This is a genomic window from Mucilaginibacter sp. L196 (assembly GCF_009765905.1).
Taxonomy (GTDB): domain Bacteria; phylum Bacteroidota; class Bacteroidia; order Sphingobacteriales; family Sphingobacteriaceae; genus Mucilaginibacter.
Window position 1 is genome coordinate 257,700 of record NZ_LMUO01000009.1, and the last position, 20,819, is coordinate 278,518.

The following is a 20,819-nucleotide window of genomic DNA, read 5'->3' on the forward strand; positions in this document are numbered from 1 at the left end:
AAGAGCGGAAAACGAGGTTCGAACTCGCGACCTTCAGTTTGGGAAACTGATGCTCTACCAGCTGAGCTATTTCCGCTTTTTAAATTTTATCAAACATATAATTAAAAATTAAATAATGCCACTCATTCTACCAGTAAAAGATAAAAGCCCTGTTTGGGGATCTGATTGTTATATAGCTGAAAATGCCACCATTGTTGGTGATGTTATAATGGGCGATAATTGTTCAGTATGGTTTAACGCGGTAATACGTGGCGATGTAAACTATATTAAAGTAGGTAATAATACCAATATACAGGATGGTGCTGTGATACACTGTACTTATTTGCACGCAGGTACAGATATAGGTAATAATGTTTCTATAGGCCATAACGCGCTTGTACATGGCTGTATTTTACACGATAACGTATTAGTAGGTATGGGAGCAATTGTGATGGATTACGCCGTTGTTGAGCCTTTTGTTATCATAGCAGCAGGAGCTATAGTATTGGAGAAAACCGTTTGCGAATCAGGCTATCTATACGCCGGTATCCCCGCAAAAAAAATAAAACCAATTACCGATGAACAGCGTGAAATGCTTAAACGCCTGCCTAATAATTACATTATGTATTCCAGCTGGTTTAAGTAATAGATATTATGGTAATATCTGTTCTTTTGGTATATCCAGTTTTTCTTCCGCATCCCAGTTTGGCCTTAAGGTGATCTGTACAGGGTCAACCCATATGTTTTCAGGGTATCTTTTTTGTTTCACATCCCCACTATCCCATTTGCCATTGTGGTTATCATCATAAACTACTTTAAATGAATATTTACCGGTCAGGAAATTTTTATAAACGATAGATGCATTCTTAGTTACTTTGTCTGTTCGTATAATATGATCAGCATCCTGGTAAACCTCAACAAGGTATTGTTTTGAAGTATCAGGAACAGTAACTTTTATGGTTAACGTGCTATAATTTTCAATTTTATCAACCAAAAATGACTTCTGATACTTCTTGTTTTTATCGCCGTTAACAAAAGTAAAGGCACCTTCATCAGCAACAAATATATACCTGGAATCTTCCTTCCATTTATACTTTATAATATACCGCTTAAGGTTGGTTGTATCCTTTATGATGTTTAGATTGTTTACAGCTACCGAATCTTCATATAAAGTTATCTGCGATGGATCATATGAAGCAATAGGATAGGACGCGATGACCATCAAATCAGATGTAGGCTTTAATTTATTATTACTGCTTAAATTTAATCTAAATGTGTAGTTTTTTGTGAAACTCTCCTTTCTGCCCTTTAACAACGAGGCACTATCTAACGGTTTATTATTATCAAAAAAGGCAACCCTGATGGAATCGAAATCCATGTTTTTCATATAGATGTTTGCAGTATCTTTTGTAGGCGAAAACTCTACTATTTTTTGATCATCTAATGCTGGCGGATAAATAATTTTTACTGAAGGGTTATTTAAGCGTTTATTGAAAACAAAAAATAACTTACCGTCCTGGTCGAACTTCCTCACTGCTAAATGAAATTTAGCGGGTTCTTGTTTAAACAAATATAATTGTATGCCCGATGTATCGGCATATAAATGTACAGGCTGTTTTTGAAAAGCGATCAATTCATCATCCTTGTTATAAATCCTATCAGGCGTTTTTTCTTCAAGTGCATATATGCGGTAATCGCCATCATGCAGGTTGTTTAAAGAGAAATTACCCGCGGTATCGGTAGTAGCATAAATGGAAGGTTTTTTCTTTCCAAAATACAACGAATCCTTTTCAATCGGGAAAAGCATTACTGTTACATCTTTTTCCCTTTTTTGCGTTAAGGTATTTGTAACCGTTCCGGATACGCTTAATGAATCAATATGTGGGCCGGTAGAAAAAACGTAAGTAAAGTTCTTTAAAATATTTCCTTCGTTTACATCGGCAATTGCTTTGCCAAAATTTATAACGTAGGTGGTGTTTTTCTGAAGCGTGTCTTTAAGAACAATAACCAGGCTTTTAGATTTGATTTTATATTCCGGTGATTTGTCCTGAGCGGGGCTCATCGAAATTTCAGTGTACTGATTTGATAATTTAAAATATTCATCAAAATCAAGCTGGATAATTTTGGAATTAAAATTTCGGCTCATGTTTGGTGGCGTCGCTTTCAAAAGTCGGGGAGGGGTAACGTCTTTTGGTCCGCCCATCGGCCTTTGGATGTTTGCACAGCCTGAAAACATGAAAAATAGTGTTATCAACGATAAAAAAGTGCAGAAAAAAGGCGATTTTTTATTTAACATAGTTTTTATGAGCTATAAACGATTTTTGCTTTTTGATGAAGATTGATATTCGAAATGAAAAATAATCGCTTTAAACCAAAATTGTTGTAATTAATTAATAATCAACATTTTATATTATTATTTTGACATGTGAACCATTATAACCGATATATCCGACGGTGAAACGCCAGAAATACGCGATGCCTGCCCTAAAGTACGTGGTTTAATTTTCATCAACTTTTCCCGGGCCTCTTTTGAAAGCGAGCTCAGGCTATGATAATTAAATTCTGTATTTATCTCGCGGTCTTCCATTTTTTTCATGCGTTCAACAATATCCAATTCCTTTTCAAAATAACTCTCGTATTTGATTTTTATTTCAGCCTGCTCAATAGTTTCTTTATCGTAGGCCGAGAGTAATTCATCCAGAGCACTATCTGCTTTTCTCAAGTCGTTAAAATTAACCTGGGGCCTGCTTAATAAAGCGAATAGTTTTGCGCCCTGTGATATCGGAGTTGTTTCCAAGGATTCCAATAACGAATTTACGTGTTCGGGATTAAGCGACTTAGATTTGGTATAAGCGACAATGTCATCCGAGTTTTTAATCTTGTCATTAACCTTATCTAATCGCGTATCATTTATTAAACCCAGTTCATGGCCGATCGGGCTTAATCTTATGTCTGCATTATCCTGGCGAAGTAGTAACCTATGTTCTGCTCTTGATGTAAACATACGATATGGTTCTTCGGTTCCTTTGGTTACCAGATCATCAATCAATACACCGATATATGATTCCGATCTTTTTAAGATCAGTTCATGTTTATCATGTGTTTTTTGATGCGCGTTTATCCCGGCAATAAACCCTTGCGATGCCGCTTCTTCATAACCAGTTGTTCCGTTTATCTGCCCGGCAAAATAAAGATTACTGATTTGTTTTGTTTCTAAAGTCAGATTTAATTGGGTAGGTGGGAAGTAATCGTATTCAATCGCGTAGCCAGGACGAAACATTTTTACGCTCTCAAATCCCGGTATTTGTATTAATGCTTTATATTGGATATCTTCGGGTAGCGAAGTCGAGAAACCATTTACATAGATTTCGCAAGTATTCCAACCTTCCGGCTCAACGAAAATTTGATGACGATCGCGCTCTGCAAAGCGGTTTATTTTATCTTCTATAGATGGGCAATATCTCGGGCCCAAGCCTTTGATCCTACCGGTAAACATTGGTGATTTTTCAAAACCTTCCTTTAATGTTTCGTGAACTTTGGTATTGGTATAAGTAATCCAGCAACAACGTTGATCGTTTGATAGCTCAACATCGGTATAAGAAAAACGCCCTCTTTCCTCATCTCCCCATTGTTCTTCCATTAAAGAATAATTCAAGCTACGGCCATCCACACGCGGGGGGGTACCGGTTTTCATCCTACCTGATTCAAATCCTAATTCGATTAATTGCTCAGTAATCCCGGTAGCTGCGCGTTCTGCAGCCCTTCCTCCACCAAAGCGTTTTTCACCAATATGGATAACACCATTGAGGAAAGTCCCATTGGTTAGCACTACCGCATCGGCTTCTATCTCTACGCCAATTGATGTACGTACCCCGCAAACGGTGCCGTTCTTTACTAGTAGCGAGCTCACCATGTCCTGCCAGAAGTCAACATTCGGCGTTCTTTCCAATGCTAAACGCCACTCTTCAGCAAACCGCGCGCGGTCGCTTTGTGCACGAGGACTCCACATGGCAGGGCCTTTCGATTTGTTCAGCATGCGGAATTGCAAGGATGTTTTATCTGTGATGATACCAGAGTATCCTCCCATAGCATCGATCTCTCTAACAATTTGCCCTTTGGCAACACCACCCATAGCAGGGTTACAGCTCATTTGTGCTATAGTTCCCATATTCATGGTAACCAATAGAACAGATGAACCAAGGTTGGCAGCAGCAGCAGCGGCTTCACAACCAGCATGCCCGGCACCTACAACTATTACATTATACTTCTTAAACATGGCTTAAACCATTAAATTATTTAACACGTTCCACGTGGAACGTGTAGTTTTTTATTGTTAATTTCCGGATGTTCCACGTGAAACCTTGATTAAGGACGCCAATGCAAACAGCGCCCAAATGGTTTCCAATATCACAAACGGATAAAATTTTATTAGATAGGATGAATAGCCACAAGTTGCCGCCCCTATAAAATTCATTAGGGTGTAGGGGATGCTGTTTGCGGGTAGTTTTTTATATAGGTTCAATAGGAATGCGATCAATAAAATCACAACACCTACAGTAGCTATAATATCCGATTCCTTCATATTACATTTCTTTTAACTCGGTTAATTCAAGCCACCTTAAGCTTTTTTCATCAAGCTCAATACTTAATCTTGCTGATTTATCTATCAATTCATTTAATAAATGAGTATCGATACCAACAGCATTTAATTGATTGTTGCAGTCTTTAATTTGCTTTTCAAGGCTCGCAATTTCTGCTTCCAATGTTTCAAGCTCTTTGGTTTCCTTAAAGCTTAGCTTGTTTTTTTTAGGCTGAGTGTTGATTGTTGTAGCTACGGGGGTAGGGTTCAGCTTTTGTTTTCTGGCCTCTTCCTGCTCAATTCTGTACGAGGAATAGTTGCCGTTATATATTATAACCTGGCCTTTCTCTTCTACAATAAATAGCTGATCAGTTAATTTATCCAGTAAATACCTATCGTGCGATACCATCATTAATACGCCACCGTAGTTGGTTAAAAACTCTTCCAGTACGTTTAATGTATCAATATCTAAATCATTGGTGGGCTCATCCAGTATCAGGAAGTTTGGATTCTTCATCAGGATGCTCATCAGTTGCAAGCGTTTCTTTTCGCCACCGCTCAGGTTAGCTATAAAGCCGTACTGTTTAGCAGGAGGGAATAAGAACAGCGTGAGCAGGGCAGAAGCTGAAATGGTTTTACCGTCAGCCATCGTAATAAACTCCGCTACGTTTTTTACTACATCAATAACACGTTCATCATCCTTAAAAGCAATACCCGATTGATGGAAATAGCCCATTACCGTTGTTTCACCACGCTCAATAACGCCTGAATCTGGCTGCAAACCGTTCGTTATCATATTCAGAAGGGTGGATTTACCGCTTCCGTTTTTGCCGGCTAAGCCAATGCGATCGCCTTTTTTGAAAACGTAACTAAAGTTATCAGTATAAGTAATACCATTAAATGCTTTGTTGATATGGTGCAACTCCATGATCTTATTACCTTGGCGAGCCGTTTTAACGCTCAACTCTACTTTTTCCTTTGCACCACCGCCTTTAGTTTTGTCTTCAAGATCATAATAAGCATCAATACGAGCTTTTGATTTGGTACCACGAGCCTGTGGCTGGCGGCGCATCCACTCCAATTCTTTCTTTAAAAGGAGGGAGTTTTTGTGGAATTGTAGTTCATCAACCGCTTCGCGTTCGGCCTTCTTTTCTAAATAATAGCCATAGTTGCCAATATATGGTATCATCTTGCCCCGGTCAATCTCCAAAATCTCATTACAAACATTATCCAGGAAATACCTGTCGTGCGTAACCATCAATATGGTTTTTGCCCCATCGGTCAATAATTTCTCTAGCCATTCAATCGTATCAATGTCCAGGTGATTGGTTGGCTCATCCAAAACATAAATATCCGGATCTTCAATAAGCAGCCTTGCCAATGCAAGGCGTTTCTTTTGTCCGCCCGATAGGGTATCAATATGCTGGTTTAAATGATGAATATCCAATCTGCCTAAAATGGTTTTGATCTTATATTCATATTCCCAGGCATCAACATCGCCCAACTCTTCCATGGCTTTATCAATCGCTTTGGCATTATCGGGGTCATTCTCTAAAAGCTCTTCGTATTTACGGATAGCCTGTTGCTGCACATTGTCTTCATGGAAAATATAATCACTTATCGTAACTGCATTTTTAAAGTGCGGATCTTGTTCCAGGTAACCTAAACGCAGGTCGCGACTGCGCACAACTTTGCCCTCGGTAGGTAGAAACTCACCGGCTAATAATTTTAAAAGGGTTGATTTACCTGCGCCATTGATGCCAACAAGGGCTACACGGCGACCACGGTTAATGCCAATGGTTACATTTTTAAACAACCATTTATCATGAAAAGAATGGCCAAGATTTTCGGCAGAAATATAAGTACTCACGCTATTTGTTTTATTTGATCCGATGGATGTATAAAAACGCCCTCTTCACTATTAATTGATTGTTTATACATGGCCATAGCCACGGTTTTTGCAGGTATGCTCCTGTGTTTTTTTAAGTTGCCAATAAGTAATGGATTGATAATATACATTAGTCCGTTAACGAATTTTTCCATTGGCCTATGATCTTTTCTTTCCCCAGCTAATATTGATGGCCGGTAAATATGAAGCGACGGCAAATTCAGCTGCTGTAAATCGTATTCTGTTTGACCTTTATACTTGGTGTAATAGGCAGCAGAATTTTTATCGGCCCCAATAGACGAAACATAGTGATATTGTTTAACGCCATTTTTAACCGCTAATTGCCCTAATTTTACAGGATAATCATGCTCAATTTTATAGTAATCGGTTAAGTTTGGCGTTTTGTTTTTAGTAGTACCGATGCAGCAAAATAAAGCATTGCCGCTAATATCCCCGGCAAAATCATCAAGCCTATCGAAATCAACAATAATCTCCCTTAACTTTGGATGCGTGATGCCAGTTTTTTTTCTCACTAAAACAGTAATTTCAGCATAAGTGGGCTCATTTAGCAGTATAGTTAATAAACTACTGCCAATTAGTCCGCTTGCGCCTGCTATTATTGCTTTATATGCCATTATACACAACTATTTTCGCAAAAATACGCATAATAAATTTGTGGAATAAAAATTGAATGTTTAAACATGTAAATTAATAAAACGATTATGAAAAGTATATATTATCCCGCTAATGAACGGGGACACAATGACATAGGTTGGTTAAAAGCTAATTTCTCATTCAGCTTTGGCCCATATTATAATCCTGAAAAAGTACACTTTGGTGCGCTTAGAGTTTTGAATGATGATATTATTACAGGAGGAACCGGGTTCGGTACCCACCCGCATGATAATATGGAGATCATCACCATTCCAATTAAAGGTGCTTTAGAGCATAAAGATAGCATGGGAAGCGTGGGTGTGATCCATTCAGGCGAAGTTCAGATCATGTCGGCAGGTACCGGTATTACACATTCTGAGTATAATCATTCTAAAACAGAAGACGCTAATACCTTGCAAATATGGTTATTCCCTAAAGAAAGAAACATCAAGCCAAGGTATGACCAAAAAAACTTTAACGACCTACTTAAACCCAATCAATTGGCAACACTTATATCGCCGGATAAAGATGCAGATACGCTTTGGATTAACCAGGATGCTGTTTTTTCCATGGGTGATTTTGAGCCAGGGCAGAGCATTAATTACGATATAAAAATTCCGGGAAACGGCATTTATATATTCGTTATTGAAGGTGCTGCTAAGATTGATGGGCACACATTAAACAAAAGAGATGCTTTGGGTGTTTATGATTTAAGTTCACTTACAATTGAAACCGAAGCTCAATCCCGTTTGCTTTTGATGGAAATACCAATGATGTAAACCGGCTTTAACGCCAAGGTGAGATTTATTTGAGCGACTAAAAAACAAATAGCTTGCTATTTGTTGTATCAGTCAATTAATAAACACCTTATGGCGGAGCAGGAATTAGAACTAACAGGTTGGAAAAAATGGTTTGCCGAAGTTGGCGATCAATGCGTTTTCTTTACCAGGTTTTTCAGGAATATATTTAAAGGCGGCTTCGAGTGGTCGGAGTTTATTCGCCAGTGTTACGAGATCGGTTACCGGTCGATGATGCTGGTTGGTATAACTTCGTTCATTATGGGAGCCGTTTTAATTTTACAATTGCGGCCATCGTTAGAGTCATTTGGCCAGGTGGGGATGTTGCCCAAAACACTTTCCGTTTCGCTTATCCGCGAGATAGGCCCTGTGATTACCGCGCTGATATGTGCCGGTAAAATATCATCAAGTATAGGCGCTGAACTGGGTAGTATGAAGGTTACCGAGCAAATTGATGCTATGGAAGTATCAGGCGCTAACCCGGTACAATACCTTGTGGTTACACGTATTTTGGCGGTAACCCTTATGGTGCCGCTACTAACTGTTATTGGTGATGTTATCGGCTTGGCAGGTGGCTTTTTAGCACTGAATATTAAAGACAGCGTTAGTTATACCTTATACCTGCACAAATGTGTGGATTCAATTGACTTTTCCGATTTTTTACCAGCCTTTGTTAAAACCATCTTTTTTGGCTTCGCGATAGGTTTTGTGGGATGTTATAAAGGCTTCAACTCAAATAAAGGGACAGAGAGCGTGGGTTTGGCAGCAAATTCGGCTGTGGTAACCGCTTCACTGTGGATTTTTGTTATTGACGCGATTGCTGTACAGGTAACCAGTATTTTATTCTACAAATAATATGGAAGCGGTAAAGGAAAAAAAGGAAGCCACAGCAAAGCCTAAAAAAGAGGCAATTATCGTGATAAAAGGATTGAAAAAATCTTTCGGTAAAAAAAAGGTACTGAAAGACATTAACCTTGAAGTAGATCGTGGAGAAAATGTGGTTGTACTGGGGAAATCCGGTGAGGGGAAATCGGTTACGATAGAATGTATAGTAGGTTTATTAACACCCGATGGCGGATCAATAAAAGTATTTGGCGACGAGGTTACCGATATGAATGATAACCAGCTGAAGGAATTACGGATGAAGATCGGCTTCCTGTTTCAGAGCGGTGCTTTATTTGATTCTATGACGGTGAGAGAAAACCTGGAATTTCCATTAACCCGGGTTTTAAAGATGAAAGATCAGCGCGAAATAGATGAACGGGTGAACGAAGTGCTGGAGGGGGTGGGTTTGGTTGACGCGGTAGACAAAATGCCCTCAGATCTCTCCGGAGGCATGCGTAAACGGATTGGATTGGCCCGTACATTGATCATTAAACCTGAAATAATGTTGTATGATGAGCCAACTACCGGCTTAGATCCGATTACATCACGAGAAATAAGTGAGCTGATACTGAATATGCAGAAGAAATATAAAACAACCTCGATCATTATAACCCACGATATGGAATGCGCACGCATCACATCAGACCGGGTAGTGATTATGGATGATGGGGAATATATAGCCGAAGGAACATTTGAAAGCCTTCAAAAATCAAAAAACGAAATAGCCAGGGAATTTTTTAAAGATATATCATGAAAACAACGGGATCACAAAAAATGAAAATAGGGCTGTTTACCATTGCTGGTTTAGCGGTTTTAATTGCCATTATTTTTTTAATTGGCAATAAAAGAAATCTGTTTAGTTCCACATTTGGCGTTTACGGAACGTTTAAAAATGTTAATGGCCTCGCTATTGGCAACAACGTTCGGTTTGCGGGTATAACTGTGGGCATTGTACAAAACATCACTATAATAAATGACACAACAGTACGTGTGGACCTGACCTTAAATGATGATGTGAAGAAGTTCCTTAAAAAGGATTCGAAGATTAGTATTGGTAGCGATGGTTTGATGGGGGACAAATTGGTTGTAATTGCGCCGGGTGGTATAACCAGTCAGTTGCCGGTAACTAATGGCGATCAATTACCATCAGTACCTCCAGTTGATGCTGATAAAATTATTGCCAAACTAACCGGAATTGCAGATAATGCAGGTACATTGATACAAAACCTATCAGATATAACAGGGAAAGTGAATAACGGTAAAGGTAGTTTAGGTAGATTGTTGAATAATGATAAAATGGCAAATGACCTGGATGCTACTGTTAAACAAGCCAAAAGCACTATGGCCAATGTACATAAAACCACCTCTACCTTAAATGAGGATCTTACCGCCGCCCAGCATAACTTTTTGTTGAAGGGCTTTTTTAACAAAAAGAAAAAAGCGTTAAAAGCTAAGCAGGATTCGATAAAAAAGGCGCAGGATGCTGCCGGGCAACAACCGGAAAGTAAGTAAAACAAAAAGGCCTCGATTATCGAGGCCTTTTTGTTTTACTTAATATAAGTATTTTACATGTTATGCAAAGCGTTGCCTGAATAGTATAATATTATGATGACCAGGCCAGCCAATATCCTATAAAAGCCAAATAGCTTAAAACCCTTTTGCTCTAAAAAGGTGATAAATGTACGTATTGCTAATAAAGCCACTACAAATGCTATCGCGCTACCTATTAGCAGGTAGATAATATCATGATGAAGTGTTGCCGAATCAAGATGATTATCTTTGTGAAAATCCCAAAGATCCTTTAGGGTTGCACCAAACATCGTAGGCACAGCTAAAAAGAAAGAGAATTCAGCCGCGGCGGTACGATTTAATTTTTGCGACATACCACCTACGATAGAAGCAGCAGATCGGGACACGCCCGGAACCATCGCCAAGCATTGAAAACACCCAATTTTAAAGGCTGTTAAATAGCTGATGTCTTGCTCTTTGGTCACCGTTGGTTTATTGAACCATTTGTCGACAAAAAGGAGGATTACCCCACCGATAACAAATGCATAAGCCACAACAAGCGGGCTTTCCAATAATTTATCAATGTGTTTTTTTAACAGCATGCCCAATATCACCGCGGGGATAACCCCTACAACTAACTTGTAATAAAAATCAAGCGAGCGGAAGAAACGCTTAAAATATAATACAACAACGGCCAGTATGGCCCCAAGCTGTATTACAATTTCAAACAGTTTTACAAACTCATCTTTGCTGATGCCCATTAACGAGCTGGCAATAACCATGTGACCGGTTGATGATACCGGCAAAAACTCTGTTATCCCTTCAATAATTGCGAGGATAATAACATGTATTATACTCATGCTTTGGTATCGGGCTTTTTAAGTATCGCGTAAAAACCAATGCCGAATCCCGCCAAAACGGTAAGCGGAGCTAAAATGATTTTAGTATTGCTATAAATATCTGTTGTGCCCGACATCAGGAAGAAACCGAGAATAACAACAATAACCGCGGCAATAAGCCAGGTGTAATTGCTTTTATCAAAAACAAAATGTACAGGTTGTGACTCTGCGGTACTTTTTGCAGAACTTTTAACCGTGCTAGCCGGTTGGGTTATTTTTTGTGCCATTTATACTATTTTAAATGTTGATTTATTAATGAGCGATTACCTGTAAAGGTCGTATATCTTTAATCTTAAAAATTTGTTTACTGCTAAAAACGTGCTGAAACCGGATATGAAAATGCCTAATCCTATTACGCCTAAAAACACGATACCAAACTCGGTATAGCTTTGTAATATGATCAGATCCGGTATTTGTTTATCGGCAAAATATAATGTTCCGATTAAAATCATAACAGCAATAAGGCCGCCCAGCAAGCCGTGCCATATACCATATAACAAAAATGGTTTGCGGATAAACCCTTTTGTGGCTCCAACCAATTGCATCGACTTGATTAAAAACCTTTGCGAATAAATTGCTAACCGAATGGTATTGTTAATCAGCGCTACCGATAATATCACAAATATGCCCGCGAAAACCAAAATAACCAAACTTATAGAGGTTATGTTTTGGTTCATCTCATCAACCAATGATTGCTGGTATTTAACTTCTTTTACTAAAGGGTTCTTGAGCAATTCGGCTTTGAATTTCTCTATATCTGCATTATTTGCGTAGTCTGCCTTCAAGTAAACATCAAGTGATGGCGAAAGAGGGTTGTAACCTAAAAACTTTACAAAATCTTCACCCAAATCCTTTTGCAGGTTACGTGCAGCTAGTTCTTTACTTACATATTGTGTTTGTTTAACCATTGGATTTGTTTCCAATTGTTTTTGCAATTGCAATACATCAGTTTCGTGTGCGGCATCATCCACAAAAATATTAAGCACTATGTTTTCTTTAACGTAGCGTTTTAGGTTATTGGCGTGTACCAGTATAAGCCCCAACAGCCCAACCATCAGTAATACCATGGCTATCCCAAAAACGGTAGATATATATATCGTCTTGGTTTTTTTTGCTGATTCGCTTGCTTCAAATTCTTCCATAGATGCCTTTGGGTTTGTGCGAAATTAACAAACACGCCTTAAAGGTAAAAGTTTATATGTGATTAATTGCGATTTAGTATATTAAAGGCAGCTGGGTTTAACAAAATTTAACAAGCAATTGGCCTTAATGTACATTAGTGACAACTGGTTTCTCACAAATCAAACCCAATGTATTATTGAACTTGTCGTCTACGTAATAAGAAGAAACCAATTTCCACCCCCGTTGTGTCACATAATCAAGAACGGCGATCCTTGAAGTAAATTTGATCTGTTTGCCTTTGCTATCTTTTATTTCCATATCGCTGGCTTTTGTTGTTGTACCATCATCTATTGAAACAAGGTAATATGATCCCCGAGTAGCAATTTCAACAGTACAGTAAGCTATCTTTTTTTGATAAACAGTGGTGTCCGTTTGCGCATAGCAAAAAACCGGCAATGATAATAATAGCAGGAATAATAGATTTTTCATTTTTTAATGGCTTAAGGTGATATGAGTTTATAGTTCGACTAATCAGGGGCATCAAAATTACCTTGTAATCAATTTATTACAAAATAACATGGTTTTTAAACAAACAGGCAAGTTTGTTGGTTAAATGATCAACAGAGATATTATCATACAAATGACAAAGCCAGCAAATTCGACAGATAAACCGTCCCCATCAGATACCCCAACCGAGAGGTCGCATGATAACGGCCATAAAAGTGTGGTTAAAAAATCAGATAAAGAATATAGAGCCGATCAACCGCATGGCGGGGACATCGCTAAGAAACATGAGAAAGAGGAGCAACCGGTTGGTCCGGGCACTAAACCGCCAATTGAAAAGGGTTAAGTGTGACCTGATTGAGTTTAGAGTTTAAAGTCGAAAGTGTAAAGTTAAGCTGAGATTAAAGCCTACCAAATAGACACAAAAACAAAACGTCATTGCGAGGTACGAAGCAATCTCTATACTTTACAGAGCGGCTTCACCGGTTCAATACCTTTTTAATCGCCTTGCTTATGTAGAGATTGCTTCGTACCTCGCAATGACGATCATTTTAGACTACCGGCTAATCCCCGCCGAGTTAAATTGCAGGTCGTATAATTTGCGATAGTAACCGTCTTCAATCTTCAGCAATTCCTGGTGGGTGCCGGTTTCTTTGATTTCACCGTGATCCAGTACGATAATTCTATCCGCTTTTTGAATGGTAGATAGGCGGTGGGCGATAACAATAGATGTGCGGCCATCCATCAGTTTATCTATGGCGTTTTGTATCAATATTTCCGTTTCGGTATCAACCGATGAAGTAGCTTCATCCAAAACCAAAATCGCCGGGTCATAAACCAGAGCCCGTATAAACGAAATTAATTGCGCTTGCCCGGCAGATAGGGTAGAACCGCGCTCCATAACATTATAATCATAACCACCCGGCAGGCGTTCAATAAATTCATGCGCGCCAACGTCTTTTGCTGCCGCGGTAATTTGCTCGCGGGTAATCGCCTCGTTATTCAGGCTTATGTTGTTGGCAATGGTATCGGTAAACAAAAAAACATCCTGTATCACGGTAGCAATTTGTGCCCGCAGGTAGTTTACATCGTAGTCCTGTATATTGTGTCCGTCAACGGTTACCGTTCCTTTGCCTATTTCGTAAAAGCGGTTCAGTATGTTGATGGTTGATGATTTGCCTGCGCCGGTAGCGCCAACCAAAGCCAATGTTTCGCCGGGTTTAACGGTAAAGTTTATATCCTTTAATACCCAATTTTCATCGTTATAAGCAAACCAAATATCTTTAAATTCGATGTTTCCATTAATGCGGGCGGGTTTTAAATGGCCGGTGTTTACGGCTACTTCGTCGGTATCCAAAACTTTGAAAATACGGTCGGCACCTACCATGCCCATTTGCAGGGTGTTGAATTTATCGGCCAGCTGGCGTATAGGCCTAAACAATAAGTTTAAATAAACAATAAACGCCAAAATAGTACCCGGCGTAACCGGTTTGCCAGTGGTTGAGAGGTAGGTTAGCTGCTGATCGGATAATACCCGTTTGCTGCCGTACCAAACCAATAAGCCTATGCACATGGCAAACAAAACTTCCACCACCGGGAAAAAGATGGAGTAATACCAGTTGGAGCGTATATTGGCATCGCGGTATTTTTTGTTTACGGATACAAACTTGCGCATCTCCTGCTCTTCACGCGCAAATAGCTGGATGATGCTTATGCCCGAAATATGCTCAGCCAAAAAAGTATTCAAATGCGCTACCTGGGTACGCACTTCCTGGAAGGATGATTTGATAGCCTCCTTAAATACATAGGTTGATGCGAAAAGGAAGGGCATCGGGATTAATGTTATCAAAGCCAGTCGCCAATCTACCCAAAGCATATAGCCAATAACCGCCAAAAGCAGCAGCATATCGCCCATAATGGAAATCAATCCCTCCGAAAAAATATCAGCAATGGTTTCCAGATCGGATACGGTGCGGGTAATTAAAACGCCTATCGGGGTACGATCGAAATATTTTAAACGCAGGCTGGTAATGTGGTTGAAAATATCAATTCGCAAATCACGGATAACGGATTCGCCCAGCCAGTTGGTAATAAATGTTTGGTAATATTGGGCGATGGTTTGTACAATGAGTTGAGTGATCATCAGCTCCACCATAAAAACTAAACCCGTGTAGTTGTTCTTTAAAATATAATCATCCATTGTTTTTTGGATGAGAATAGGTTGGATGATGGCTACGCCCGCCAAGAAAATAGTAAGGAAAAGCGCTATAATAAAGGTTTTATTATAGGGTTTAACATAGTGCATTACGCGGCCGAGTAATTTCCAGTCGAGCGCTTTGCCGGTAACCGCCCTGCCCCCTGAAGTGGGAGCTTTTTGATCAGCCACTTTGGGTGCTGCTGTCTTTGTGTCATTATCTTGTTTATTCTCGCTCACTAAATCAAAGGTAAGTTATAATTATAACATCAAAAATCGCAATGTGTAAATTGACTTTATTTTAGCATGCGTGGAGGTTAATGCTGTCAACAATTTGGTCGGGATATTTGTTGGTGGGGACACCATAGGTGTTCGGAAGATTATTATTTATCCCCATAAGTGAGTAATTTTCAGAGAAATTGAGTTGACCTATTGGGTATTTTGCATTATGGAAGTGGGTCAGTTACTTTCTTTGTTACCAGAAAGCACGCTAAGTGAGTTGGCATTGTTGACCAAAGTTGACAAATATGCTAAAAAGCTACATGGTGAACTAGTTTTCAAGTTATTATTGCATTGCATACTGTCTTACAAAGATAATAGCCTTAGAACGATGGAATCGGCTTATGAATCCATGGCATTTAAGTTATTAAATGCACAAAGGAAAAGTGAAAGGATTCGTTTCAGCTCCATTAGTGAGCGGCTCTCTGTTATTGATCCAGCTTATTTTGAAAAACTCTATAATACTTGTATTGAAACATACCGCAATCTGTTAGCACCGGCTAAACCCCCACTAATCCGGTTTGATTCAACTATAGTGGCTTTATCGGGTAAGTTATTAAAGGTAGGTTATCACCTCAAAGGAGGAGATGCAGACCACGTCAGGCAGTTGAAATTCACTATCGGATTTTCTAATCTTCCTATAGCCGTTCATTTTTTTACGGAACAAATCTATACCAGTGAAAACGCAGCTTTAAAACAGGCCGTTTTATCATTTAAACCGACCGAAGCCGGAGTGATCCGGGTTTTTGACAGGGGGATATCGTCCCGTAAAACCTATGATGAACTCACAGAAAAGAATATCCCATTCATTTCCAGGATGAATGTAAAAAGTAAGCGGGAAATCCATATCAGTAACCAATTACAAAAAACTATACAAACAGCAACGCTGAATATTAACAGTGATTACTCCGTTTACCTATTTAAAGATAAGGCAGTAAAAGCAGTTTACCCTGTGAGATGTATCGATGCGACCCGAAAACAAGATGGTCAGGCGATCTCTTTTATTACAAACATCAAAGAGCTTAGTGCAGAGGACATTACTATGCTTTATAAGCACAGATGGGATATTGAGGTGTTTTTCAAGTTTCTTAAACAAGAACTGAACTTCAGCCACCTAATAAACAGAAGTGAGAATGGGATTAAAGTGATGTTGTACTGTACTATGATAGCGGCAATATTGCTACTCGCTTATAAAGAGCTTAACGGTCTAAAAGGATATAAGATTGTGAAGCAAAAATTCATTAATGACCTGGAAATATCATTAATGAAAGACTTTGTTGTACTATGCGGTGGTGACCCACATAAGGTAAATACCTATCTTAAAATCTCCCCTGAATAATCTTCCGAACACCTATGGTGGGGACACCAACAAAGGGTTCTGAAGATCAAAAAGATCATGCTGAGCGTAGTCAAAGCATGCGGACGGGCCTCTGCGCTCACCCTTCGACTACGCTCAGGATGACCCCGCGACACATAACCTATTTGAGTACAATTGAAATTACACAATCTTCCGAACACATATAATTGGGACACCAACAAAGGGTAAAATAGTAACTGAATAATTGCTCCCCCTTCAGGGGGCTGGGGGGTAAAGCACCTCCGTTAAATACAACCCACACGCAGGTACTGATGTGCCCGCGTTGCTGCGGTTTTTACTGCGGATGATGATATGTACATCTTCCGGTTCAATTTCTTTTTTGCCGACTTGTATCAGCGTGCCTACTATAGCCCGAACCATATTGCGGAGAAAGCGGTCGGCAGAGATGTGGAATACGATTCCGCTATCAGTTTTAACCCATTCCGCTTTGGATATTTTGCAGTTATTGGTTTTTACCTGGGTGTTTGATTTACTGAAACAACTAAAATCAATATACTCCATAATGATTTTAGCCGCACGGTTCATTGGCTCGAGGTCCGGTTCATCGCGCAGCAACCAGGAGTAGCCATGTTTAAAAGGATCTTTATTAAAATGGATATGATATTGGTACGATCGTAAAGTGGCATCAAACCGGGCATGAGCATCGGCATTTACAGCGAATATGTTGCTTACGGCAATATCATGCGGCAAAATAGAGTTCAGGCTGCGCAGGAAACCGCCTTTATCTATCTGCCATATCCCATCGGTCATTAACTTCCCGGTATCAAAATGCGCGAAGAATTGTTTAGCGTGTACGCCGGTATCGGTCCGCCCACAACCTAATGTCTCGATCGGTTCCCGCAGAATAGTACTTAATGCTTTATTCAAAACTTCCTGCACACCGATAGCATTGGGCTGCAATTGCCAGCCGTGGTAATTATTACCATCATAAGCGAGTTCGAGAAAAAAGCGTTGGGTTGCCACGGTGCAAAAATATGGATTTTTGAACCGCCGAAAGAATGAGAATGTCGCATATCTACCCTATCCTCCTCCTTTCCCTATTCTATGGAAAGGTATCGCACATGGCCCGCACTTTATACTTTTGGAGATTGAAACCATCTACAAACTACATAAATTCTTAAAAGTGATTTCACTGTGCGCGGTTAAGCCAGTTGCTCTTTTTTCTTTAAGAAGCCATTGCGGTAGGCGATATACCATGCGACAAATAAACTAACCGTAGGGCTCGTAAATTTAACAGCCGTCCAAAAGGTAAGCCTGGAATCAGTATCTCTAAATAAAAAAATAAAAGGGAACAATACCAATGAAGAGGACAATATTACACCCCAGCCTATAAACCCCCAAAGGATGTAATTCTTTTTTAATCTGCGGCCTACGTAACCGTAAACAGGGAATACAGTTGCAAACAACACAATAAATAATATAATTATTACAATACCCATCTGTATTGTGAATTTACTTAACATATATCGTTAACCAAAACTAATTCAAATGATTTTATGTGATTATCATTTAACTAAACAATTCTATATTTGCTTATCAATAAAATTAACCATGTTACAACGCATACAAAGCATATATCTTTTTTTAGCCGCACTGGCTATTTTCGCTCTTTTCCTGTTTCCGCTGGTTCATAATGTTTATGTGGATAATAAACCTACCACCGTTATGGTTACCGGTACTTACCAGGATGTGAACGGCCAGCAAACTCAGATTGACCATTTTGTGGCGCTTACAGCGGTTACCGGTGTTGCAGCGCTTATTCCATTGGTGATTATTTTCCTGTTCAAAAATCGTAAACAGCAAATAGCTTTATGTTATAGCGCTATGCTGCTAGTTATTGGTTATAGTTTTTGGATAGCGCAAGCTTCAAAAGCGGTTGTGGGTGATATAACGCTGCAAACCAATAACTATGGTATTGGCATGTTGCTTTGCCCCTTGGCGATAGTTTTTATGTTGTTGGCGATAAAAGGCATACAGCGTGATGAAAAGCTGATCAAATCAGCCGATAGGTTACGATAATTACGTTTACATCAAACTTTTCCGCAACATCTTTATTTAATGAAGGTCGTTAGCTTCAATTAAATTAGTATGTTTAGCTTAGAAACGATAAAAAAAATTATGGCTGAAAAAGTAAACTGGCATCAGAAGCATAAAAATGAAATGACCTTCGGGCAAAGGCTGGCCGATTCTGTGGCTACAGGCATGGGTTCATGGCGATTTATCATCATTCAAACGGTTATAGTTATTGCCTGGATGGCTTTAAACGTGGTGGCTTTTTTAGATCATTGGGATCCGTATCCATACATTTTGCTTAACCTGCTTTTCTCAACACAGGCAGCTTATGCAGCGCCAATTATCATGATGGCGCAAAATCGCCAGGGTGAACGCGACCGTGCGCAGGCTGATGAAGATTTTAGAACCAACGTAGAGGCTAAAAAGGAAATAGAAGAATTACAGGTTTTGTTGAACAAAATAGAGCTGGACAAGTTGGATAAAATTATTACCATACTGGAGAGAATGGAAGCGGGGAAATAGAATCAAGGTGTAAGAATCAAGAGTCAAGATTTTTCTCAACTCCGATTCTTGTATCTTTGGTTATCATAAACGCTGGGAACTGAGTGTAAGACTTTTGTCTTGACTCTTGATTCCTGGCTCTGGATTCTGATAATATGGGTGTAAAAGCAGAGGAGTTTCTGGTTGCGAGTGAGCAAAAGGCATTTGATAAAGATCATCGCCGCATTATCAATTATAACATTGGTAAGTATGATGCCGCCTTTGCACGCGGATTATCCAAGATCATCAACCTGGAAAACAATAAGCGTAAGGGGCATGTGCTGAAATGGAAGGTGATGGAGAACCTGGATAAGTTTTTACCCGAGTTTGAGGCTAATTTTCAGAAGCGTGGAGGCAAAGTGATTTGGGCCAGTGATGCCGAAGAAGCTAACCGCGAAATCCTCAATATTCTAAAAAAGGCAGGCGTAAAAACAGTTGTAAAATCCAAATCAATGGTTACCGAAGAGATTCAGCTAAATGAATTTTTGGAGCATAACCAAATTGAATCTTTAGAAACCGACCTTGGCGAATACATTGTGCAATTGCTGGGGCAGAAGCCTTATCACATTGTGACACCGGCCATGCACTTATCTAAAGAAGATATCGCGAAGCTGTTTAATGAAAAATTCGGCACCCCGCTTGATTCTACACCCGAGCAACTCACCCAAAAAGCGCGGGAGATATTGCGCGATAAATATGTGCAGGCCGATGCCGGTATAACCGGAGCAAATTTTTTGATTGCGGATACAGGCAGCATCGCGATAACTGAAAATGAGGGTAATGCCCGTTTAACAACCAGTTTCCCCAAAATTCACATAGCGATTGTGGGGATAGAGAAGATGATCCCGTCCCTTGCTGACCTCGATTTGTTTTGGCCGATGTTGTCTACACATGGTACGGGGCAAAATTTGACGGCTTACAATACCATTTTAAGCGGCCCGCGCCAACCCAATGAAACGGATGGGCCCGAAGAAATGTATGTGGTATTGTTGGATAATGGCCGCACGAATTTGCTGGCACAAAAAGATCAGCGGCAGGGTTTGTACTGTATCCGTTGCGGTGCTTGTTTAAACGCTTGCCCGGTATATAAAAACATTGGCGGCCATACTTATAATACGGAATATAGCGGCCCCATCGGATCTGTGATTACCCCGCACATGCGCGGCATGGAAGATTTTAAGCACCTAAGCTACGCCAGCAGCCTTTGCGGAAAATGTACCGAAGTTTGCCCCGTTAAAATCGACATACATAAAATGTTGTTGCTTAACCGTCGTGATTCGGTTAAAGATAACCTGGTAACCACCAAAGAACGCTGGGGCTGGGCAATCTGGAAAAAGGGCATGCTTAAACGCAAATTGGAGGATTACTTTAGCGGGAACACCAAAAACTTTCTGCTTAAAACCTTCTTCAAAAAAACCTGGGGTAATCTGAGGCAATTACCACAAGTAGCCGAAAAGTCGTTTACCGAGCAATGGCAGGAAAAGCATAAAGAAGAGCAATAGGCAGTTTGCAGCTATCGGTATGCTCAGAATGACAAATCATTTTTATAAAAAAAATCTTAAAAAGAAGCAAATGTCATCTTCCAAACAATTATGGTCG

Annotated in this window: 22 protein-coding genes and 1 tRNA gene; 10 read left to right on the forward strand and 13 right to left on the reverse strand. The window is 39.7% G+C overall.

Features of this window, described 5'->3' with window-relative positions; translation table 11 throughout:
- Positions 1–3: 3 nt before the first annotated feature.
- Positions 4–76: transfer RNA gene (locus GSQ74_RS04705), tRNA-Gly, on the reverse strand.
- Positions 77–115: 39 nt separating this feature from the next.
- Here GSQ74_RS04705 and GSQ74_RS04710 point away from each other — a divergent pair.
- Positions 116–625 carry a gamma carbonic anhydrase family protein gene (locus GSQ74_RS04710; protein ID WP_158990587.1) on the forward strand — a complete coding sequence of 170 codons (510 nt, stop codon included), beginning with the start codon at positions 116–118 and terminating at the stop codon, positions 623–625.
- A 6-nt stretch (positions 626–631) separates the two neighbouring features.
- Here GSQ74_RS04710 and GSQ74_RS04715 read toward each other — a convergent pair whose 3' ends face one another.
- From GSQ74_RS04715 to GSQ74_RS04735, 5 genes are all read right to left on the reverse strand, one after another.
- Complete coding sequence (locus tag GSQ74_RS04715) at positions 632–2,215, reverse strand: Ig-like domain-containing protein (RefSeq protein WP_216846674.1); 1,584 nt, start codon at positions 2,213–2,215, stop codon at positions 632–634.
- Between the two features lie 177 nt (positions 2,216–2,392).
- On the reverse strand, positions 2,393–4,255 hold the full coding sequence (mnmG, locus tag GSQ74_RS04720) for a tRNA uridine-5-carboxymethylaminomethyl(34) synthesis enzyme MnmG (RefSeq protein ID WP_158990591.1): 1,863 nt from the start codon (positions 4,253–4,255) through the stop codon (positions 2,393–2,395).
- Between the two features lie 57 nt (positions 4,256–4,312).
- Complete coding sequence (locus GSQ74_RS04725) at positions 4,313–4,561, reverse strand: hypothetical protein (protein ID WP_158990593.1); 249 nt, start codon at positions 4,559–4,561, stop codon at positions 4,313–4,315.
- Between the two features lies 1 nt (position 4,562).
- Positions 4,563–6,428, reverse strand: a complete 1,866-nt coding sequence (locus GSQ74_RS04730) for an ABC-F family ATP-binding cassette domain-containing protein (RefSeq protein WP_158990595.1) — start codon at positions 6,426–6,428, stop codon at positions 4,563–4,565.
- Complete coding sequence (locus tag GSQ74_RS04735) at positions 6,425–7,081, reverse strand: NAD(P)H-binding protein (protein WP_158990597.1); 657 nt, start codon at positions 7,079–7,081, stop codon at positions 6,425–6,427. Before GSQ74_RS04735 ends, GSQ74_RS04730 begins: the two co-directional genes overlap by 4 nt.
- Positions 7,082–7,168: 87 nt before the next feature.
- Between GSQ74_RS04735 and GSQ74_RS04740 the strand changes: the two genes are divergently transcribed.
- From GSQ74_RS04740 to GSQ74_RS04755, 4 genes are all read left to right on the forward strand, one after another.
- Complete coding sequence (locus GSQ74_RS04740; protein WP_158990599.1) at positions 7,169–7,879, forward strand: pirin family protein; 711 nt, start codon at positions 7,169–7,171, stop codon at positions 7,877–7,879.
- 90 nt (positions 7,880–7,969) lie between these two features.
- Positions 7,970–8,752 (forward strand): ABC transporter permease, encoded by a 783-nt coding sequence (locus GSQ74_RS04745; RefSeq protein ID WP_158990601.1) that lies wholly within the window; start codon positions 7,970–7,972, stop codon positions 8,750–8,752.
- 1 nt (position 8,753) lies between these two features.
- Positions 8,754–9,536 (forward strand): ABC transporter ATP-binding protein, encoded by a 783-nt coding sequence (locus GSQ74_RS04750; protein WP_158990603.1) that lies wholly within the window; start codon positions 8,754–8,756, stop codon positions 9,534–9,536.
- Complete coding sequence (locus GSQ74_RS04755; RefSeq protein ID WP_158990605.1) at positions 9,533–10,294, forward strand: MlaD family protein; 762 nt, start codon at positions 9,533–9,535, stop codon at positions 10,292–10,294. The genes GSQ74_RS04750 and GSQ74_RS04755 overlap by 4 nt, the downstream gene beginning before the upstream one ends.
- Positions 10,295–10,347: 53 nt before the next feature.
- Here the strand turns inward: GSQ74_RS04755 and GSQ74_RS04760 are convergent, their stop codons facing one another.
- The 4 genes from GSQ74_RS04760 to GSQ74_RS04775 form a co-directional block, all read right to left on the reverse strand.
- Complete coding sequence (locus GSQ74_RS04760) at positions 10,348–11,151, reverse strand: undecaprenyl-diphosphate phosphatase (RefSeq protein WP_158990608.1); 804 nt, start codon at positions 11,149–11,151, stop codon at positions 10,348–10,350.
- Positions 11,148–11,417 (reverse strand): DUF3098 domain-containing protein, encoded by a 270-nt coding sequence (locus GSQ74_RS04765; RefSeq protein WP_158990610.1) that lies wholly within the window; start codon positions 11,415–11,417, stop codon positions 11,148–11,150. Before GSQ74_RS04765 ends, GSQ74_RS04760 begins: the two co-directional genes overlap by 4 nt.
- A gap of 36 nt (positions 11,418–11,453) precedes the next feature.
- Positions 11,454–12,332: an ABC transporter permease gene (locus GSQ74_RS04770; RefSeq protein ID WP_158990612.1), complete on the reverse strand. Its 879-nt coding sequence runs from the start codon at positions 12,330–12,332 to the stop codon at positions 11,454–11,456.
- Positions 12,333–12,456: 124 nt separating this feature from the next.
- Complete coding sequence (locus tag GSQ74_RS04775) at positions 12,457–12,801, reverse strand: hypothetical protein (RefSeq protein ID WP_158990614.1); 345 nt, start codon at positions 12,799–12,801, stop codon at positions 12,457–12,459.
- 151 nt (positions 12,802–12,952) lie between these two features.
- Between GSQ74_RS04775 and GSQ74_RS04780 the strand changes: the two genes are divergently transcribed.
- Entirely contained in the window at positions 12,953–13,162 is a 210-nt protein-coding gene (locus GSQ74_RS04780) for a hypothetical protein (protein ID WP_158990616.1), read from the forward strand.
- A gap of 210 nt (positions 13,163–13,372) precedes the next feature.
- Here GSQ74_RS04780 and GSQ74_RS04785 read toward each other — a convergent pair whose 3' ends face one another.
- Positions 13,373–15,121: an ABC transporter ATP-binding protein gene (locus GSQ74_RS04785; protein ID WP_158991739.1), complete on the reverse strand. Its 1,749-nt coding sequence runs from the start codon at positions 15,119–15,121 to the stop codon at positions 13,373–13,375.
- Positions 15,122–15,458: 337 nt separating this feature from the next.
- Between GSQ74_RS04785 and GSQ74_RS04790 the strand changes: the two genes are divergently transcribed.
- Entirely contained in the window at positions 15,459–16,628 is a 1,170-nt protein-coding gene (locus tag GSQ74_RS04790) for an IS4 family transposase (RefSeq protein WP_158990618.1), read from the forward strand.
- Between the two features lie 234 nt (positions 16,629–16,862).
- Here the strand turns inward: GSQ74_RS04790 and truA are convergent, their stop codons facing one another.
- Positions 16,863–17,630, reverse strand: a complete 768-nt coding sequence (truA, locus tag GSQ74_RS04795) for a tRNA pseudouridine(38-40) synthase TruA (protein WP_158990620.1) — start codon at positions 17,628–17,630, stop codon at positions 16,863–16,865.
- A 179-nt stretch (positions 17,631–17,809) separates the two neighbouring features.
- Positions 17,810–18,106: a hypothetical protein gene (locus tag GSQ74_RS04800; RefSeq protein ID WP_158990622.1), complete on the reverse strand. Its 297-nt coding sequence runs from the start codon at positions 18,104–18,106 to the stop codon at positions 17,810–17,812.
- A 112-nt stretch (positions 18,107–18,218) separates the two neighbouring features.
- Here GSQ74_RS04800 and GSQ74_RS04805 point away from each other — a divergent pair, with 112 nt between their 5' ends.
- The 3 genes from GSQ74_RS04805 to GSQ74_RS04815 all read left to right on the forward strand — a co-directional run bounded on the left by GSQ74_RS04805 (position 18,219) and on the right by GSQ74_RS04815 (position 20,722).
- Positions 18,219–18,686 carry a DUF4293 domain-containing protein gene (locus tag GSQ74_RS04805; protein WP_158990624.1) on the forward strand — a complete coding sequence of 156 codons (468 nt, stop codon included), beginning with the start codon at positions 18,219–18,221 and terminating at the stop codon, positions 18,684–18,686.
- 99 nt (positions 18,687–18,785) lie between these two features.
- Positions 18,786–19,202, forward strand: coding sequence for a DUF1003 domain-containing protein (locus GSQ74_RS04810; RefSeq protein ID WP_158990626.1), 417 nt, complete (start codon positions 18,786–18,788; stop codon positions 19,200–19,202).
- A 134-nt stretch (positions 19,203–19,336) separates the two neighbouring features.
- Positions 19,337–20,722 carry a LutB/LldF family L-lactate oxidation iron-sulfur protein gene (locus GSQ74_RS04815; protein WP_158990628.1) on the forward strand — a complete coding sequence of 462 codons (1,386 nt, stop codon included), beginning with the start codon at positions 19,337–19,339 and terminating at the stop codon, positions 20,720–20,722.
- Positions 20,723–20,819: the final 97 nt, after the last annotated feature.

What these genes read in the sequence shown, in the direction of transcription:
- GSQ74_RS04710 (WP_158990587.1), top strand. Translation starts at nt 116, where the DNA reads ATGCCACTCATTCTACCAGTAAAAGATAAAAGCCCTGTTTGGGGATCT.
- GSQ74_RS04715 (WP_216846674.1), bottom strand. Translation starts at nt 2,215, where the DNA reads ATGTTTTCAGGCTGTGCAAACATCCAAAGGCCGATGGGCGGACCAAAA.
- mnmG (WP_158990591.1), bottom strand. Translation starts at nt 4,255, where the DNA reads ATGTTTAAGAAGTATAATGTAATAGTTGTAGGTGCCGGGCATGCTGGT.
- GSQ74_RS04725 (WP_158990593.1), bottom strand. Translation starts at nt 4,561, where the DNA reads ATGAAGGAATCGGATATTATAGCTACTGTAGGTGTTGTGATTTTATTG.
- GSQ74_RS04735 (WP_158990597.1), bottom strand. Translation starts at nt 7,081, where the DNA reads ATGGCATATAAAGCAATAATAGCAGGCGCAAGCGGACTAATTGGCAGT.
- GSQ74_RS04740 (WP_158990599.1), top strand. Translation starts at nt 7,169, where the DNA reads ATGAAAAGTATATATTATCCCGCTAATGAACGGGGACACAATGACATA.
- GSQ74_RS04745 (WP_158990601.1), top strand. Translation starts at nt 7,970, where the DNA reads ATGGCGGAGCAGGAATTAGAACTAACAGGTTGGAAAAAATGGTTTGCC.
- GSQ74_RS04750 (WP_158990603.1), top strand. Translation starts at nt 8,754, where the DNA reads ATGGAAGCGGTAAAGGAAAAAAAGGAAGCCACAGCAAAGCCTAAAAAA.
- GSQ74_RS04755 (WP_158990605.1), top strand. Translation starts at nt 9,533, where the DNA reads ATGAAAACAACGGGATCACAAAAAATGAAAATAGGGCTGTTTACCATT.
- GSQ74_RS04760 (WP_158990608.1), bottom strand. Translation starts at nt 11,151, where the DNA reads ATGAGTATAATACATGTTATTATCCTCGCAATTATTGAAGGGATAACA.
- GSQ74_RS04765 (WP_158990610.1), bottom strand. Translation starts at nt 11,417, where the DNA reads ATGGCACAAAAAATAACCCAACCGGCTAGCACGGTTAAAAGTTCTGCA.
- GSQ74_RS04770 (WP_158990612.1), bottom strand. Translation starts at nt 12,332, where the DNA reads ATGGAAGAATTTGAAGCAAGCGAATCAGCAAAAAAAACCAAGACGATA.
- GSQ74_RS04775 (WP_158990614.1), bottom strand. Translation starts at nt 12,801, where the DNA reads ATGAAAAATCTATTATTCCTGCTATTATTATCATTGCCGGTTTTTTGC.
- GSQ74_RS04780 (WP_158990616.1), top strand. Translation starts at nt 12,953, where the DNA reads ATGACAAAGCCAGCAAATTCGACAGATAAACCGTCCCCATCAGATACC.
- GSQ74_RS04785 (WP_158991739.1), bottom strand. Translation starts at nt 15,121, where the DNA reads ATGCACTATGTTAAACCCTATAATAAAACCTTTATTATAGCGCTTTTC.
- GSQ74_RS04790 (WP_158990618.1), top strand. Translation starts at nt 15,459, where the DNA reads ATGGAAGTGGGTCAGTTACTTTCTTTGTTACCAGAAAGCACGCTAAGT.
- GSQ74_RS04800 (WP_158990622.1), bottom strand. Translation starts at nt 18,106, where the DNA reads ATGGGTATTGTAATAATTATATTATTTATTGTGTTGTTTGCAACTGTA.
- GSQ74_RS04805 (WP_158990624.1), top strand. Translation starts at nt 18,219, where the DNA reads ATGTTACAACGCATACAAAGCATATATCTTTTTTTAGCCGCACTGGCT.
- GSQ74_RS04810 (WP_158990626.1), top strand. Translation starts at nt 18,786, where the DNA reads ATGGCTGAAAAAGTAAACTGGCATCAGAAGCATAAAAATGAAATGACC.
- GSQ74_RS04815 (WP_158990628.1), top strand. Translation starts at nt 19,337, where the DNA reads ATGGGTGTAAAAGCAGAGGAGTTTCTGGTTGCGAGTGAGCAAAAGGCA.